The organism is Cellvibrio mixtus subsp. mixtus J3-8 (assembly GCF_000766945.1).
Taxonomy (GTDB): domain Bacteria; phylum Pseudomonadota; class Gammaproteobacteria; order Pseudomonadales; family Cellvibrionaceae; genus Cellvibrio; species Cellvibrio mixtus_A.
Genome location: NZ_KN266207.1, coordinates 357,801 through 374,641 on the forward strand (window position 1 = coordinate 357,801; position 16,841 = coordinate 374,641).

Here is a 16,841-nt window from a genome sequence, read left to right on the forward strand (position 1 = left end):
AATGCTGTAGATTGTGAAACAAGTGTTCATCTAAAGCCTGCGCGGCCTTTTCGTTTTATGCATAAGGTATACTCGCGCCATAAAATACTGGACGAGAAAAATATTATGCAATCCTCTGGAATCTCCACATCATTCCTGCGTCAACCAAAAGGCCTGGCACTATTGGTTGTTGTCATTTTGCTTGTTATTTGGGGGCTGTGGAAACTGGCCTTTGGCAAAGATGAAAATGAAGTAGTGTTGACCACTGAAGCCGTAATGCGCGGCGATATTGAAAACCTGGTAACTGCTACCGGAACATTACAGCCGCAGGATTACGTTGATGTGGGGGCACAGGTTTCGGGCCAGTTGGAAAAGTTGCATGTAGACGTAGGCAGCGAAGTGAAGGCAGGTGATTTGCTTGCTGAAATTGATGCAACTGTTTATGCCGCTAAAGTAGATGCAACCCGCGCGCAATTGCAAAACCAAAAAGCCCAATTACTGGATCGCGAAGCGCAATTGAAGCTTGCCGAAATCAACTACAAGCGCGAACAAAATTTATTTGCTGAAGATGCCACTACAAGCGAGGCCCTGGAAACTGCCGATGCCAATTTGAAATCGTCGCGTGCGCAACTTAAATCCTTACAGGCTCAAATTGAACAAATTGAATCGACCTTGCGGGTTGAAGCAGCCAATTTAAACTACGCCAAAATTTACGCACCTATTGATGGCACTGTGGTATCCATCACCTCCCGTCAAGGTCAAACGCTCAACACCAACCAGCAAGCACCGACAATCATGCGTGTGGCTGATTTGTCTACCATGACGGTACAGACGCAAGTTTCCGAAGCGGATATCGGCAAGCTACGTAAAGATATGCCGGTATATTTCACAACGTTGGGAAGCCAGGGGCGCCGTTGGTACAGTAAGCTGGATCGCATCCAGCCCACACCGGAAATCCTCAATAATGTGGTGCTATATAACGCATTATTCGATGTGCCCAATGAAAATCGTTTGTTGATGACGCAGATGAGCACGCAAGTATTTTTTGTTGAATCCCAGGCAAAAGATACATTACTGGTACCTATGTCTGCGGTCAGTTTTGCTCCACTGCGCGGCATGCGTCCTCAAGGTGGCCCTCAAGCCAGCGCTAAAAATTTGCCGGATGCACAAGGGGAAAAACCGCCTGTTGCAAATTCGCAACAAGGTAATAGCGAATGGCGGCAGCGTCGCGAAAATAATATGCAAGGGCAGGGCGCAACCGGTAATCAACCGCGTCCGGCAATTGTTAAAGTCATGAATGAAAAAGGGGATGTTGAAGAGCGCAAAGTATTGGTTGGTGTTACCAACCGTGTGCAAGCGCAAATTCTTGAAGGCTTGAAGGAAGGCGAAAAAGTTGTCAGCGGCAGCAGCAAGCCGAACCAGGTCAAAGTAGCACCCGCGGGTGGTTTCGGTGGTCCGGGAATGGGTAGACGTTAATGGGCGCTGCTAATCCTATCCAACCGCTGATCAAGTTAGCCGGCGTTACCAAAACATTTCGCAATGGTGAAATTGCGACCCAGGTTTTACACGGCATTGATTTGGAAATCTATCCCGGTGAATTTGTCGCGATCATGGGGCAATCGGGCTCCGGTAAATCAACCTTGATGAACCTGCTCGGTTGCCTTGATCGCGCAACAACGGGCGATTATTTTTTTGATGGAAAAAATGTTGCTGAGCTGGATACCGATGGCCTTGCGCAATTGCGCCGCGAAGCATTTGGCTTTGTGTTCCAAAGTTACAATTTATTGGCTGGTTCAACCGCGTGCGAAAATGTGGAAATGCCGGCGACTTATTCCGGTTTGTCACCACAGGCACGCCGTGAACGCTCGACCCAACTATTAAGTTCGTTGGGTTTACAAGAGCGCTTGCATCACCGCCCTAATCAATTGTCGGGTGGGCAACAGCAGCGTGTTTCCATTGCACGGGCGTTAATGAATGGTGGCCAAATTATTTTGGCGGACGAGCCAACCGGTGCACTGGATAGTCACAGCGGCAAAGAAGTGATGCGCTTGCTGAAAGAGCTGTCAGCGCAGGGGCACACTATTATTCTTATTACCCACGACGCTGAAGTTGCCCATCATGCACAGCGACTAATCGAAATTCGCGACGGTGAAATTGTCTCTGACCCGGGGCCAATTATTCCTAAAGAGTTACCGGTAGAAGAGCACGTATTACGCGGCGAATCTGCATTAAAAACTGAAATTGTGGAGGCCACCAGAACAGCGTTCCGCTCGCTGTATAGCAATATTTTTCGCACCATTTTGACATTGCTCGGCATAGTGATTGGCGTTGCCTCTGTTATTAGTATGCTCGCCATTGGTGACGGTGCGAAAAAATCCGTAGTGGATAGTATTAGTGCTATGGGCAGCAATTTATTACTCGTAAGGCCCGGTGGACCCACCCAACGTTTTCGTTGGGATTCGGTAACACTGGTACCGGAAGACGTTTATGCCATTGCAACCTTGCCCCACGTTGCAGCAGCACTGCCGGAAATTAATGGGAGTTACACTTTACGCTACGGCAATGTGGATCACAGTACGGAAGTCACTGCAACTGCTGCCAAATTCCCGTTCGCGCGCAAATGGGACGTGGCTCAAGGAACTTTTTTCTCAGAAGAAGACGAAGCCAATTACGCAACCGTAGTTGTACTCGGAAAAACAGTTGCTACAAAATTATTTGCGGAGCAAAACCCGATTGGTGAATTTATTATCATCAACAACGTATTGTTCCAGGTCATTGGTGTGATGAGCGAGCGCGGCGCTGACCCCGGCGGGCAAGATCAGGACGACAAAGTTTTTGTACCGTTTAACACCGGTAGCTTGCGCGTAATTGGCCAGAAATTTTTGCGCAATATTACGGTTTCAGTGGACGAAGAAAAAAATATGGAAGAAGTGCAAACCCGTATTCATGCGTTGATGATGGAGCGGCATGGCACTGAGGATTTCCAGATTCGCAGCATGTCATCGCTCATCGATATGGTTTCTGAAACGCAAAATACCATGACTTTTTTGTTGGGATCTATTGCTGCAATTTCCCTACTCGTTGGTGGTATCGGGGTGATGAATATTATGTTGGTGAGCGTAACGGAGCGCACCCGCGAAATTGGTATTCGCATGGCAACGGGCGCGCGCACTCGCCACATTATGCAGCAATTTTTAATTGAGGCGCTGGTTGTTTCTGCCATCGGCGGCGTGATAGGTGTGGTGTTGGGTTTGGGCACAGCTGCGTTGATCGCCCACTTTGGCACTCCGGTAGCCTATTCATTATTCCCGGTCGTCATGGCATTTAGCTGTGCGTTTTTAACCGGTTTGTTATTTGGATATTTACCAGCACGTAAAGCGGCTCACCTTGATCCGGTTGCTGCTTTGGCTACGGAGTAATGGTTATGCAATCGCCTGGAAAAAAATTAGTCGTTAAAACGTTGCCGCTGGTGATCGCGTCAGTATTGTTGAGTGCATGCTCATTTAATGAAGTGAAAAAACCGGATATCAATTATGCGGATAATTATTCCGTAGCCCCGTTGCAAGCTGATAATGAAAATGCGGTAGTGGTAGATTCAAACTGGTGGCAATCGTTCCAGTCACCGGCATTAAATGATTTGATGCAAGCGGCCCAGCAGCAAAGCCCGGATTTATTAATGTCCGCAGAGCGTGTGAGACAAGCGGAACTGCAAATGCGTATTGCCAATGCGACTTTATTTCCATCGCTTTCGGCAAGTGCATCCAGCGGTGAGTCGCGCAGTAAGGCTGATGGAGCGAGTAGCTATGCAAGGAGGGAGTCGAGCGGTGCAGGAGTGAATGTCAGTTATGAGATTGATCTATGGGGTGGCATCGCTGCGGATCGCGCATCTGCACGTGCGGGTTACGACGCGACCCGTTACGATCAGGATGCAGCAACGTTAAGTATTAAAGCTGCTATTGCCAATGGTTGGTTTGATTGGCTTGCTTTGCAGGAACGTATTGCTACAGCGCGCAAAAATATTGCGATTGCTGAGCGTGTACAAAAAATTGTGGATGCACGTTACCGCAATGGTGCTGCAACAGCAGCGGAAGTTGCCCAGCAGAAAACCAATTTATTAAGTCAGCAGGCATCCTTATTGCCGCTCGAGTTGCAATCGCGCCAAACGCAATCAGCACTGGCGATTTTATTAGGTAAAACACCCCAAGAGTTTACGCTAGCAAATGAAAAATTATTGGATATAAAGGTACCGGAAGTTGCAGCGGGAACACCTGCTGATCTGGTTACCCGTCGTCCGGATTTGGCTGCAAGTGAGGCTGATTTGCGCGGAGCCAATGCTGATGTACACGTGGCGCGTACAGCACTTTTACCACGCATTGATATCGGTGCCAGCGCAGGAAAATCTGCAAGTGAATTATTCAGTCTGAACCCGGCTACACAAACTACAGGTTGGACGTTATCCCTTGCACAAACATTGTTTAATGGTGGCCGTGTTGTGAATCAAAAACGTTTAAGCGAAGCGCGCCGTAGTGAATTGATTTTGCAATATCACAAAGCGATTTTAACGGCCTTGCAAGAAGTGGATAACGCGCTTGTTTCTGCGGATGTTAGTCAGCGCCAGGAAATTAGCCAGCGCGAAATTGTCGCCAATGCCGAACGTAGCTTGCAATTAACGGAAGCGCGTTATCGCGCAGGAACGGACGATTTATTGTCGTTGCTGGAATCACAGCGCAGTTTGTTCCAGGCCCAGGATTCGCTGGTGCAACAACGTTTGGCGCGCTTGAATGCCGCAGTGGATTTGTATAAATCGCTCGGCGGTGGTTGGACGCTGGCAGCAAATTAATTGGTCGAATTTGTAAAACAATAGATCACAATAAATTTCTATTTTTGAGCTTGGGGGCGTTAGTGTGAAAAACGTGTTATTCCAGATTCACTGGTTTTTGGGTATTACGGCGGGCATCGTTTTAGCTGTCGTGGGTGTTACAGGCGGCTTGATGAGTTTTGAGCGCACGATCATGGAGGCGATCAGCCCGGAGATTGTGCAAGTTCAGGTGAGTGGTGAGCGTTTGACTCCCGATGCGATTGCCGAGCGTTTCCACGCACAAAAACCGGAGTCGCGCGTTGAGCAAATTACGTTATGGCCTGACGCTGATCGCAGTGCATTAGTACGTGTTGCTCCACCGCCTGGTGAGCGTCGCGGCGATGCTATTTATATCAATCCTTATACTGGCGAATTGTTAGGGAAAATTACCGGCGAACAATTTTTCCGCACTGTACGTTCACTGCATCGTTGGTTGTTAATTCCATCAGAGCCGGACGGCATTAATATTGGTCGCCAAATTACGGGCTTTAGTGCATTTGCGTTAGTGTTTTTTGCATTGTCCGGTTTGTATTTGCGCTGGCCGCGCCGCGCCTTGAACTGGCGCAATTGGTTCCGCATCGATTTCAGCTTAAAAGGCCGCAATTTTTATTGGGCGCTGCACTCGGTCATAGGTACCTGGGTGATCCTGATGTATTTGCTGATGGCATTAACCGGCCTGACCTGGTCTTATAGTTGGTTTAAAAGCGGTGCGTCGGTATTGTTAACTGGCGAGCCTGTAGAGGAACGCCGTGGTTTTGGACCGGGTAGTCCTGGTGGTGGACAGGGCGCTGGTGGTATGGGGTCACGTGAAGGACGCGAAGCTCGCGGTCCTGGCCGCGAGGGTGGTGGTGCTGGTCGTGAAGGTGGTGAAGGTCGTCGTGGTGCTGAAGGTCGCGCCGGTGGCGAGGGTCTGATGGGACGTGAAAGTGAAAGGCATCATGAATTTGTGGCGACCGTTGCAGTTGATATTGCCTGGGCAAGTTTTGTCACCAAAGCAGAAAATAATTTTAAATTTGCGAGCGTTACTATTCCGCGTTCGGAAAAAGATCCGGTGATGATCAATTATGTCACTCCTGATGCAACGAATGATCGTCAGCGCAGCATGATTAGCTTTAATGCAGTATCCGGTGAATTAGTAAGTGATCAGCCCTACAAACCACTGGAGCCATTAGGTAAGCGTATTATGCAAGGCATTTATGAATTGCATACGGGCGAATGGTTTGGAACTCCCGGTTTGATTATCAATATGACGGCCTCATTTCTGATGCCACTATTTACTATCACCGGCTTCCTGCTGTATTTCGATCGCCGCAAAAAGAAACGCAATAGCAAAAGTGCAGCGACCGGTGTTGCTAACGCGCATACCGATGCAGATTACTGGATTGTGTATGCGACCCAAACCGGCACTGCAGAACAGCTTGCCTGGAACACGGCGACTATTTTGCAATCCGGTGGAGTCAAAGCCAGCGTAAAAAATATTTCTGCGTTGGATAAAGCTACGCTTGAATCGGCCAAGAAAATATTGTTTTTAGTCTCCACTTTTGGTGAAGGCGAAGCACCTGATTCTGCGCGCGGCTTTGTACGGAAGTTATTGAAATCATCATTGCCGTTAACACAATTACAGTTTGGTGTATTGGCGCTTGGCGATAAACGTTATGTGGATTATTGCTCATTCGCAATACAGGTTGAGCAATGGTTGTTAAGCAATGGAGCGAATCCGCTCTTTTCACGTATTGATGTCGATAACGGCAATGAACTGGCGATTCATCAATGGCAACAACAGATTGCAATGATTAGTGGTGTAGAAAATGTGACTGCCTGGGCCGCTGCGGAGTATGAAGATTGGCGTTTGCAGAAACGTGAATTATTGAATGCGGGCAGTGTGGGTACGCCGGTTTACCGTGTGACATTACAACCTTCCGCCCCGGGAAATACTCACTGGCAAGCGGGTGATATTTTGGAGATCAGGCCGCAAAATAATCCTGATTTACCGCATCGCGAATACTCGATTGCATCCTTAACAACGGATGGCCAATTGGATCTGGTGGTACGCCAGGCGTTTAATGAAAAGGGTGAGTTAGGGCTCGGCTCGGGATGGCTAACCGCAACCGCAGAAGAGGGCGATAAAGTGCTGGCGCGTATTCGTGCTAATCCTTCGTTCCATGCGCCGCAAGCGAATTGCCCGATGATTTTGATCGGGGCTGGTACGGGCATCGCTGGTTTGCGTGCACATTTGCATGAGCGTTATCTAAAAGACCAGCAAGAAAATTGGTTGATCTTTGGCGAGCGTCAACGTTGCCATGATCGCCTGTTTGCCAATGAGTTGGATGCATGGCAACAGTCGGGATTCCTCACCGAATTAGATGAAGTTTATTCGCGCGATGGCGAAGGTTATGTGCAAAATATAGTGGCATCAAAGCAACAGCAATTGTGTGAATGGCTGGATCGCGGTGCTGCAATTTATGTGTGCGGCGGTATGGCGATGGGCGCAGGTGTACATCAAGCTCTAATCGAAATACTCGGTGAAAACGATTTGCAACAATTGATTGAAACTAATCGTTATCGTCGCGACGTCTATTAATGTTGTAAAAATTTCAATGGATAAAAGCCCTCCACGCGAGGGCTTTTTATTATCCATTTTTTACCCAATAGAACTTGTGCCACCAAATCTTTGTCCATAACTTATCGTCAGTTATAGGGAAGATGTTATGAAAACTAAAGTGATGGCTTTATTCGTTCGGTGTTCTTCTGTATCGCGCTACCTGTTATTAGGTTCTGCGCTTGCGAGTAGCCAGGCTGTATTTGCCGAGCGTAGTTGGATTTCGGCAAGTTGGGAAAATGATCTGGTTGCGGGGAAGGATGGCGGAGGTTACACCAACGGAATCTATTTTTCTTTGGGGCAACGCAATGATCCTGGTGAGGAAATTACCAAATCGCCGCTATTGACGTTACCCCTGGCGTGGATGGTGGATGACGATCCAACCTATGCCTATAAATTGCATTCACTCGGACAGGCGATGGTAACGCCGGAGGATATTACCAAAGAAATTCCTGATCCCGCTGATGCCCCATATGCAGGATTGTTGTATCTGCGTTCAACCTATGTCGTGGTCAAAAACGATTTTTCAGATCATGTTGCAACATTGGTGGGTATTGTTGGCCCTTCATCCGGTGCAGAGCAAACCCAAAAATTTGTGCATAAAGTAGTAGGTTCTGATCAACCCAAAGGTTGGGATTATCAACTGGCTGATAAATTTGTCTGGCAAATTCAGCGCACGGCGGTCTGGCGCTTTTCTACTACTGATTCAAGTCCGTTTGATGCGGTGATATTGGCAGATTTGGCGGGCGGTAATCTGGAATCCCGCGCTGGCGCCGGTTTATTTTTACGGGCAGGAAGTGGTCTCGCGCGCAATTATTCTACGATGGGGTTTTTATCCAGCCGTATCAGTACGCCCATTGCTGTATCCGATGGTTGGTATATCTATCTTGGTGGAACCGCCAATTATGTACATAACCAGATTCTCGTTGACGGTAATGAGTTTGGTGCGAGCGCTTCTGAAGGTTTGGAGAATTATCAGTATTCGTTAATGGGCGGAATCACTTACGCGTGGGAGCGTGCGAGCGTCTGTTTTTCTTTCCAATCCGATACTGATCCAAGTGAAAGCAGGACCGCGCGGAAAAATTTTGGTGCAATTACATTAGCCTGGCAAATTTAGCGGGATCTATTTCCTCCAAAGTTGCCTCTTTTCCCCAAGCTCCCCTATACTCGCCAGCCCGTACAATCCCCCGCACATTCGTAAGTGCGGGATTTTTATTTTTAACACCCTGTTTTTATCACGTGACCTTTCGTAGGGGTCACCACTGACCAAGGATTTATCATGCCTGTAATTACTCTCCCCGACGGTTCCAAACGTCCGTTCGAAAATCCCGTATCTGTTTATGAAGTTGCCGCTTCTATCGGCGCTGGTTTGGCTAAAGCCACACTTGGCGGCCGTGTAAATGGTCAGCGTGTCGATGCACATGACTTGATCACTGAAGATGCCGACCTGGTGATTTTTACCCCGAAAGACGAAGACGGTCTGGAAATTATCCGCCATTCGTGCGCGCACTTGCTCGGCCATGCGATCAAACAACTGTTTCCTGATGTGAAGATGGCTATCGGCCCAACCATCGACAACGGTTTTTATTACGATATTGACCTGGAGCATAAGCTGACCGACGAGGATATCGCCCGTCTGGAAGCGCGCATGCTGGAGTTGGCGAAAACCGAATATGACGTGGTGAAAAAGAAAGTCAGCTGGCAAGAAGCCTATGACGTTTTCACCGCGCGCGGCGAGACTTACAAGCTGGAGATTTTGGATCGCGACGTGCCTAAAGATGCAACGCCGGGTCTGTATCACCACGAAGAATACGTTGATATGTGCCGTGGCCCCCACGTGCCCAACATGCGTTTTTGCCTGAACTTTAAATTGATGCGTACTTCCGGCGCTTACTGGCGCGGTGATTCCAACAACAAAATGTTGCAGCGCATCTACGGCACTGCGTTTGCGGATGCCAAACAACTGAAAGCCTATTTGAATTTGCTCGAAGAAGCGGCCAAACGCGACCATCGCAAACTGGCGAAGAAATTTGATCTGTTCCACCTGCAAGATGAAGCACCGGGCATGGTGTTCTGGCATCCGAAAGGCTGGACTTTATGGCAGCAAATCGAGCAGTACATGCGTGCCAAGCAAAACGAGTGGGGTTATCAGGAAGTAAGAACGCCGCTGATTATGGATCGCACCCTGTGGGAGAAATCCGGTCACTGGGAAAACTATCGCGATAACATGTTTACCACCGAATCGGAAAAACGTGATTTTGCGGTTAAACCAATGAACTGCCCGGGCCACATCCAAATCTTCAATCACGGCCTGCGTTCACACAAAGATTTGCCGCTGCGTTTGGCGGAGTTTGGTTCTTGCCATCGCAACGAAGCCTCAGGTGCGTTGCACGGCATTATGCGCGTGCGCGGTTTTGTGCAGGATGATGCCCATATTTTCTGTACCGATGACATGGTGGTGGAGGAGGTATCTTCCTTTAACCAAATGCTCAAATCGGTGTATGACGATTTCGGTTTTACCGATATCGCTGTAAAACTTTCCCTGCGCCCTGAAAAATATGCCGGCACCCTGGAAACCTGGAACAAAGCGGAAGAGGGCTTGCGTGCAGCGTTGCGCGCGGCGGGGCTGGAGTGGGAAGAGCTTCCCGGCGAAGGCGCTTTCTATGGCCCGAAAATTGAATACCAGATCAAGGATGCGCTGGGGCGCTCCTGGCAGTGCGGTACTATCCAGTTGGATTATGTATTGCCTGAGCGCCTGGATGCGGAATATGTCGCTGAAGATAATGCGCGTAAGCGTCCGGTTATGTTGCACCGTGCCATCCTTGGTTCGTTCGAGCGTTTCCTCGGAATCCTGATTGAACACTATGAGGGTTCGTTCCCGGTGTGGTTGGCGCCGGCCCAGGTTGCGGTGATGAATATCACTGATAACCAGGCGGAATACGTAAAATTGGTGGAAAAAACCCTGCGCGATAAGGGCATTCGTGTCATTCCGGACTTGAGAAACGAGAAGATCGGCTTTAAAATCCGCGAGCACACAATTCAGCGGGTACCCTACCTGCTCGTCGTTGGCGATAAAGAGGTTGAAAATCAATCACTTGCGGTTCGCACAAGGGACGGACAAGATTTGGGTGTAATGACTCTGGAAGCTTTCATCGAGCACTTGACCGCCGATATAGCGCGTCGAGGCAGAAATATTTCTGCTTAAAAACAGGTTTTGGGACCTGGACGTGCAAAAAAGTGAGAAAGATTCGTTCCTATTAATTATTTGGAGATACAACTATCAAACGAGATAACGCTCCCGCGGCCAAAGGCAATTCTAAAAAAGCGCGGATCAACGATCAGATCGAAGCCAAACAGGTTCGTTTAATTAATGCAGATGGTGAACAGGTTGGTATTGTTCCCCTGAGTGAAGCACTTGCCCAGGCTCAGGCTGCGACCCTGGATTTGGTGGAGATCGTTGCTGATAGCGATCCAATAGTCTGCAAGATTATGGATTACGGCAAGCATCTGTTTGAGATCAAGAAGACCAAAGCGGCTGCCAAGAAGAAGCAAAAGCAGCAGCAAATCAAAGAAATGAAATTTCGCCCAGGGACGGAGGAAGCAGATTATCAGGTGAAATTGAAAGCCTTGATCCGCTTCCTGGAGCATGGGGACAAGGCCAAGGTAACGTTAAAGTTCCGTGGCCGCGAGCTTGCCCATCAAGAGTTGGGGATGGAAATGATGCAACGCATCGAGAAAGACCTGGCTGAGATGGGCGCCGTAGAGCAGGCTGCCAAAATGGAAGGTAAGCAGCTCACCATGGTGCTCGCTCCCAAAAAGAGAAAATAGTCGGGCTTTTAGCTGCCTTGATTATTTATATTATTTACCTAGATGTGTGGAGTTTTATCACATGGCAACCAAAGCTAAAGTACACAGTGGCGCGTCAAAGCGCTTCAAAAAGACTGGCGCGGGCTTCAAGTTCAAGCACGCTAACAAGAGCCACATCCTGACCAAAATGACGACCAAGCGTAAGCGCCAACTGCGCGGCACCAGCATCGTTGATGCAGCCGATGTACCACGCGTAAAACGTTTGTTCCGTGCTATCTAATAGCGCTTTTTGAGAATTTTGTAGAGGATTGAATTATGGCCCGTGTTAAGCGTGGTGTAGAGGCGCGTCGTCGTCACAAGAAAGTTTTAAAAGCTGCTAAAGGTTACTACGGTGCACGTTCGCGTACATTCCGTGTTGCCAAGCAAGCGGTTATCAAAGCCGGTCAATATGCTTACCGCGATCGTCGCGTTAAAAAGCGTAATTTCCGCGCTCTGTGGATCACTCGTATCAATGCCCAATCGCGCGCTGAAGGTTTGACCTACAGCCAATTGATTGCCGGCTTGAAAAAGGCGAGCATCGTTCTTGATCGTCGTGTACTGGCCGATTTGGCGGTATATGACAAAGCAGCTTTTGCTGCTGTTGTTGCGAAGGCTAAATCAGCTCTGGCTGCTTAATCGTCCAACAACGGAAAACCCGCAAGGGTTTTTGTGAACGCGATGAAAAGGGGAGGAGCTTTGGTTCCTCCCCTTTTTTATATATGTGAAAAAATGGAATGGCTATGAAGATCTGGAAAGCGCTTGCAACAATATTTTTTTTGTCATCTATAAGCGTCAATGCAGCGACAATTAGTGCCGGTCAATGGACAACGCCAGCAAAGATTGTTTCGATAGCATTATATGATGGTGCGTCTTATCGCATAGTGACTGACACACAAGACAATACCTCTGCAGTATGCTCAAGTTCGAATGGTGCATATTGGTGGTTTGTATCTGAGGCAGGGTCAAAGGAAATCCTTTCCATTGTTATGATGGCTTATTCGGCCGGGAAAAAAATTTCAATCGCTTACACAGATGAGTGTAATAACTCGGCAAAAAGAATCCGTCATATCGTTGTTTCAGATAACTAATTTTTTAATACTTTTAAACTGGAAAAGCAGATGGAAAATCTCGCTGCGCTTACACAAGAAGCGCTCAAATTGGTAAACGATGCCCAGGATCTCTCCACTCTGGATTCTGTGCGCGTGGATTACCTGGGTAAAAACGGCAGTATTACTGCGCTGATGAAAACCCTGGGTAAATTGTCGCCCGAGGAACGCCCCGCTGCCGGTGCGGAAATTAATAAAGCGAAAGATGCAGTGCAAGATGCACTGAACCTGCGCAAACAATTACTTGAGCAAGCGGCCATTGATGCAAAACTGGCGAGCGAAGTTATTGATGTAACCTTGCCTGGTCGTGGCCAACACACAGGTGGTTTACATCCTGTTACCCGCACCTTGCAACGCATCGAAGAAATTTTTGCTGCTGTGGGATACAGCGTTGAAGTCGGCCCGGAGATTGAGGACGACTACCACAATTTTGAAGCGCTCAATATTCCGTCACATCACCCGGCGCGTGCAATGCACGATACCTTTTATGTTGATGATACCCACGTGTTGCGCACGCACACATCGCCGGTACAAGTGCGCACGATGGAAAATAAAAAACCACCGATCCGCGTGATTTGCCCGGGGCGTGTTTATCGTTGTGATTCTGACGTAACTCACTCGCCGATGTTCCATCAGGTTGAAGGTTTGGTCGTCGATAAAAATATCAGCTTCGCCGATTTGAAAGGCACTATGGATCAATTCCTGAAAGCATTCTTCGAGGCCGATGTCCCTGTGCGTTTTCGCCCATCCTATTTCCCGTTCACCGAGCCTTCGGCAGAGATGGATATCCAATGTACCCAATGCCGCGGTAAAGGCTGCCGTATGTGCAAAAGCACTGGCTGGCTCGAAGTGGGCGGTTGCGGCATGGTGCACCCGGAAGTGTTTAAATCCAGTGGTGTCGATCCGGAAACCTATACCGGTTTTGCATTTGGTATGGGCGTAGAGCGCCTCGCGATGTTGCGTTATGGCGTTAACGATCTGCGCCTGTTTTTTGAAAACGATTTGCGCTTCTTAAAGCAGTTTTAACTTATGCAGGTTGGGCTGGGCCGCATAGGCAGTCATGCCCAACATGACCATTCTGCCGATTATGAGTGTGGTAAAAACAACGTTTATTGTTGGGCATGACTGCCCAACCTACGGAACGAATGAATTATGAAAATCAGTGAAGCCTGGTTGCGTGAATGGGTAAATCCGGAAATTGGCACCGATGAGTTGGTTGCACAATTGACGATGGCCGGTTTGGAAGTTGATGCTGTTGAGTCGGTTGCGGGCGACTTCAGCGGTGTAATCGTTGGTGAAATAGTTGGTTGCGAGCAGCACCCCGATGCTGACAAATTGCGTGTGTGCCAGGTTGCTGGCCTTGGGGAGCTCTCGCAAGTGGTTTGCGGTGCACCCAACGCGCGCGTCGGTATTAAAATCCCGTTTGCGACTATCGGTGCGAAATTACCCGAGTTTGAGATCAAGAAAGCAAAACTGCGCGGTGTTGAATCGTTTGGCATGTTGTGCGGACAAACAGAATTAAAAGCGGGCGACGATGATTCAGGTGTGTGGGAGTTACCAGCGGATGCTCCGGTAGGTGCTGATCTGCGCGAGTACCTCAACTTGAATGACAAGCTTATCGAAGTGGATTTAACACCCAATCGCAGCGACTGTTTAAGTGTGAAGGGAATTGCGCGCGAAGTCGGCGTATTGAATCGCGCTCCGGTAACCGCCCCGGTGATTCAATCTGTGCTGGCAACTATTAACGATACATTCCCGGTGCATCTGGACGCTGGTTCTGCCTGTAGTCGTTATGCAGGGCGTGTGATTCGCAATATCGATATCACTCGTCCAAGCCCGGCATGGTTGCAAGACAAGCTGGTTCGTTCCGGTTTGCGTAGCATTGATGCCGTAGTTGATGTGACTAATTATGTGTTGATCGAATTGGGTCAACCAATGCATGCATTTGATTTATCCACATTGAGTAATGCAATTCATGTGCGTCTGGCGCGCCAGGGTGAGTTGGTGGTATTGCTTGATGGTCAGGAAGTAAAACTCAATGCCGACACGTTAGTCATCGCGGATGAAAAAGAAGCCTTGGCAATTGCCGGTGTGATGGGCGGTAAAGCCAGCGCCGTTTCTGAAAGTACCCGCGATATTTTCCTCGAAAGCGCCTTTTTCAATCCGTTGGCGATTGCAGGGCGAGCACGTTCTTATGGTCTTCACACAGATTCTTCCCATCGTTTTGAGCGCGGTGTTGATTACAGTCTGCAAGTTGAAGCGATTGAGCGTGCAACACAATTATTATTGGATATTGTTGGTGGTGAAGCCGGTCCATTAGTTCATGTCAGTAATGAGCACTTGCCAAAAGAACGTGAAGTCACATTACGCAAGGCGCGTATTGTGAATGGTTTGAGTTTGGAAATGGCTGACGACGAAGTAGTTGATATCCTGTCGCGCCTTGGGCTGAAGCTGGTCTCCCAATCGGTCGCAGGTTGGACTTTCGCCGTTCCGAGCTACAGATTCGATATTTCCATTGAAGCTGATTTGTTGGAAGAACTTGCACGTGTGTATGGCTACAACCGTTTGCCAACGCGTAGCCTTGCAGCTCCATTGGATATTGAACCGCACCCGGAAGCGAAAATGGGGTTGCCGGCGCTGCGCAAGCAATTGCTCGCGCGTGGTTATCAGGAGGCGATTACCTACAGTTTTATCGAACCAAAATTGTCCGCTTTGTTTGATCCCGAAGTTAATCCGGTAATTCTGCGTAATCCAATCAGTGCCGATATGGCCGCAATGCGCACCAGCTTGATCCCCGGTTTGGTTAGTGTTCTGCGCAACAACCTGAATCGTCAACAAAACCGTGTGCGTTTGTTCGAGTCGGGATTGCGTTTTGTTCCATCTGCCGACGGCCTCAAGCAGGAGCCGATGCTGGCAGGTTTGATCTATGGTAGCCGTGCGCCGGAATCCTGGGCGAATGTTGCCGAGGTTGTGGATTTCTTTGATCTTAAAGGGGATCTGGAATCGCTGCTGGCATTAACCGGTGATGAGTCTGCATTTACGATTAAAGTTGGTACTCACCCTGCGCTTCATCCTGGCCAAACAGCGGATATTTATCGCGACAACGATTGGCAGGGCGTAATTGGCGCCTTGCATCCAAGCCTGCAACAGCAGTTGGATATACCGCAAACCGCCTATGTGTTTGAGGTTCGCTTGTCTGCGTTATTGAATGCGCGTATTCCGGCGTTTAGTTCATTATCCAGATTTCCCGAGGTTCGCCGTGATCTTGCACTCCTCGTAGACCGCAATCTGGCTGCTGACAAACTCTTGACGGCGATAAGAAGCCAAGCTGGGGAACATCTCACAGACTTAAAGGTCTTTGACGTTTATATGGGCAAAGGCATTGATCCACATAGAAAAAGTGTTGCAATGGGGTTGACCTTTCAGCATCCTTCACGCACTCTTAATGAAGATGAGATCAACGCCTCCATAGACTCGATTGTTCAGTATCTGGGGGTGCATTTTTCCGCCACCCTCAGATAGGGAATAATAATTATGTCGGACGGTGCTCTGACCAAAGCAGACTTGGCCGAGAAACTTTATGAGGATCTTGGCCTCAATAAACGTGAAGCGAAAGAGTTGGTGGAGCTCTTCTTTGAAGAGATTCGCCATGCTTTGGAAAATAACGAACAGGTCAAATTGTCTGGTTTTGGTAACTTTGAGTTACGTGATAAAAGCCAGCGCCCCGGGCGAAATCCCAAGACAGGCGAGGAGATTCCTATCAGCGCCCGTCGCGTGGTTACTTTTCGCCCAGGACAAAAACTTAAGGCACGAGTAGAAGCTTATGTTGGAACCGAGTCATAACGACGAACTTCCCGTAATACCCGGAAAACGCTATTTCACCATTGGTGAGGTCAGCGAGTTATGCGCTGTTAAGCCTCACGTGCTGCGTTATTGGGAACAGGAGTTTCCCCAATTAAATCCGGTGAAGCGCCGTGGCAACCGTCGCTATTACCAACGCCAGGATGTTTTGACTATCCGCCAAATCCGCAGTCTGTTGTACGATCAAGGATTCACTATTGGCGGTGCGCGTTTGCAGATGACAAATGAAACCGGTCAGTCCGAATCAGGTCAGCTGAATCAGTTGGTGGTGCGGATGATTGATGATCTTGAACATTTGTTGGATCTTCTTAAAATCAAGTAAAGCAACGGACGATTGATGTGAAATTATTCGTCTCGACTACCACTTGATCACCGCGAATTAAATCTGAATTCTCTGATTGCATTAGTAATAAATTAAGGTATTATGCCGAGCCTTCGCGATGCTGAACTGATTCAGTATCCGGTAGAAAAAATCGGAGCGTAGCGCAGCCAGGTAGCGCACTATACTGGGGGTGTAGGGGTCGTGGGTTCAAATCCCGCCGTTCCGACCATTTTTTCAGCAAGACTTTTAATAAAAAAGCCCGCATTAAAT

At 48.6% G+C, this 16,841-nt stretch carries 14 protein-coding genes and 1 tRNA gene; all 15 read left to right on the forward strand.

Annotation, left to right across the window (positions count from 1 at the left end):
* Nucleotides 1-57 precede the first annotated feature (57 nt).
* Complete coding sequence (locus tag A596_RS06525) at nt 58-1,455, forward strand: efflux RND transporter periplasmic adaptor subunit (protein ID WP_200882881.1); 1,398 nt, start codon at nt 58-60, stop codon at nt 1,453-1,455.
* A complete protein-coding gene (locus A596_RS06530; RefSeq protein WP_039913337.1) occupies nt 1,455-3,398 on the forward strand; it encodes a MacB family efflux pump subunit in 1,944 nt (647 codons plus the stop codon). Before A596_RS06525 ends, A596_RS06530 begins: the two co-directional genes overlap by 1 nt.
* A 5-nt stretch (nt 3,399-3,403) precedes the next feature.
* Entirely contained in the window at nt 3,404-4,819 is a 1,416-nt protein-coding gene (locus tag A596_RS06535) for an efflux transporter outer membrane subunit (protein ID WP_235425633.1), read from the forward strand.
* A gap of 64 nt (nt 4,820-4,883) precedes the next feature.
* Nucleotides 4,884-7,418 carry a PepSY domain-containing protein gene (locus tag A596_RS06540; protein ID WP_039913338.1) on the forward strand — a complete coding sequence of 845 codons (2,535 nt, stop codon included), beginning with the start codon at nt 4,884-4,886 and terminating at the stop codon, nt 7,416-7,418.
* A 127-nt stretch (nt 7,419-7,545) separates the two neighbouring features.
* Nucleotides 7,546-8,553 (forward strand): lipid A deacylase LpxR family protein, encoded by a 1,008-nt coding sequence (locus A596_RS21995; RefSeq protein WP_052417307.1) that lies wholly within the window; start codon nt 7,546-7,548, stop codon nt 8,551-8,553.
* Nucleotides 8,554-8,715: 162 nt separating this feature from the next.
* A complete protein-coding gene (gene thrS, locus A596_RS06550) occupies nt 8,716-10,641 on the forward strand; it encodes a threonine--tRNA ligase (RefSeq protein ID WP_039913339.1) in 1,926 nt (641 codons plus the stop codon).
* A 74-nt stretch (nt 10,642-10,715) separates the two neighbouring features.
* Nucleotides 10,716-11,264 carry a translation initiation factor IF-3 gene (gene infC / locus A596_RS06555; RefSeq protein WP_084128101.1) on the forward strand — a complete coding sequence of 183 codons (549 nt, stop codon included), beginning with the start codon at nt 10,716-10,718 and terminating at the stop codon, nt 11,262-11,264.
* A gap of 61 nt (nt 11,265-11,325) precedes the next feature.
* Nucleotides 11,326-11,523: a 50S ribosomal protein L35 gene (gene rpmI / locus A596_RS06560; RefSeq protein ID WP_007642209.1), complete on the forward strand. Its 198-nt coding sequence runs from the start codon at nt 11,326-11,328 to the stop codon at nt 11,521-11,523.
* 35 nt (nt 11,524-11,558) lie between these two features.
* Nucleotides 11,559-11,918 (forward strand): 50S ribosomal protein L20, encoded by a 360-nt coding sequence (rplT, locus tag A596_RS06565; protein WP_039913342.1) that lies wholly within the window; start codon nt 11,559-11,561, stop codon nt 11,916-11,918.
* Between the two features lie 104 nt (nt 11,919-12,022).
* Entirely contained in the window at nt 12,023-12,370 is a 348-nt protein-coding gene (locus tag A596_RS06570) for a hypothetical protein (RefSeq protein ID WP_039913343.1), read from the forward strand.
* A gap of 30 nt (nt 12,371-12,400) precedes the next feature.
* Entirely contained in the window at nt 12,401-13,414 is a 1,014-nt protein-coding gene (gene pheS, locus A596_RS06575) for a phenylalanine--tRNA ligase subunit alpha (RefSeq protein ID WP_039913344.1), read from the forward strand.
* A 126-nt stretch (nt 13,415-13,540) separates the two neighbouring features.
* Nucleotides 13,541-15,910 (forward strand): phenylalanine--tRNA ligase subunit beta, encoded by a 2,370-nt coding sequence (gene pheT, locus A596_RS06580; protein WP_039913345.1) that lies wholly within the window; start codon nt 13,541-13,543, stop codon nt 15,908-15,910.
* A gap of 12 nt (nt 15,911-15,922) precedes the next feature.
* Complete coding sequence (gene ihfA / locus A596_RS06585; RefSeq protein ID WP_007642205.1) at nt 15,923-16,231, forward strand: integration host factor subunit alpha; 309 nt, start codon at nt 15,923-15,925, stop codon at nt 16,229-16,231.
* Nucleotides 16,212-16,571: a MerR family transcriptional regulator gene (locus A596_RS06590; RefSeq protein ID WP_039913346.1), complete on the forward strand. Its 360-nt coding sequence runs from the start codon at nt 16,212-16,214 to the stop codon at nt 16,569-16,571. Before ihfA ends, A596_RS06590 begins: the two co-directional genes overlap by 20 nt.
* 152 nt (nt 16,572-16,723) lie before the next feature.
* Nucleotides 16,724-16,800, forward strand: a tRNA-Pro gene (locus A596_RS06595).
* Nucleotides 16,801-16,841 lie beyond the last annotated feature (41 nt).

What these genes read in the sequence shown, in the direction of transcription:
- rpmI (WP_007642209.1), top strand. Translation starts at nt 11,326, where the DNA reads ATGGCAACCAAAGCTAAAGTACACAGTGGCGCGTCAAAGCGCTTCAAA.
- pheS (WP_039913344.1), top strand. Translation starts at nt 12,401, where the DNA reads ATGGAAAATCTCGCTGCGCTTACACAAGAAGCGCTCAAATTGGTAAAC.
- A596_RS06525 (WP_200882881.1), top strand. Translation starts at nt 58, where the DNA reads ATGCATAAGGTATACTCGCGCCATAAAATACTGGACGAGAAAAATATT.
- A596_RS06590 (WP_039913346.1), top strand. Translation starts at nt 16,212, where the DNA reads ATGTTGGAACCGAGTCATAACGACGAACTTCCCGTAATACCCGGAAAA.
- A596_RS06535 (WP_235425633.1), top strand. Translation starts at nt 3,404, where the DNA reads ATGCAATCGCCTGGAAAAAAATTAGTCGTTAAAACGTTGCCGCTGGTG.
- ihfA (WP_007642205.1), top strand. Translation starts at nt 15,923, where the DNA reads ATGTCGGACGGTGCTCTGACCAAAGCAGACTTGGCCGAGAAACTTTAT.
- pheT (WP_039913345.1), top strand. Translation starts at nt 13,541, where the DNA reads ATGAAAATCAGTGAAGCCTGGTTGCGTGAATGGGTAAATCCGGAAATT.
- A596_RS21995 (WP_052417307.1), top strand. Translation starts at nt 7,546, where the DNA reads ATGAAAACTAAAGTGATGGCTTTATTCGTTCGGTGTTCTTCTGTATCG.
- rplT (WP_039913342.1), top strand. Translation starts at nt 11,559, where the DNA reads ATGGCCCGTGTTAAGCGTGGTGTAGAGGCGCGTCGTCGTCACAAGAAA.
- thrS (WP_039913339.1), top strand. Translation starts at nt 8,716, where the DNA reads ATGCCTGTAATTACTCTCCCCGACGGTTCCAAACGTCCGTTCGAAAAT.
- A596_RS06570 (WP_039913343.1), top strand. Translation starts at nt 12,023, where the DNA reads ATGAAGATCTGGAAAGCGCTTGCAACAATATTTTTTTTGTCATCTATA.
- A596_RS06530 (WP_039913337.1), top strand. Translation starts at nt 1,455, where the DNA reads ATGGGCGCTGCTAATCCTATCCAACCGCTGATCAAGTTAGCCGGCGTT.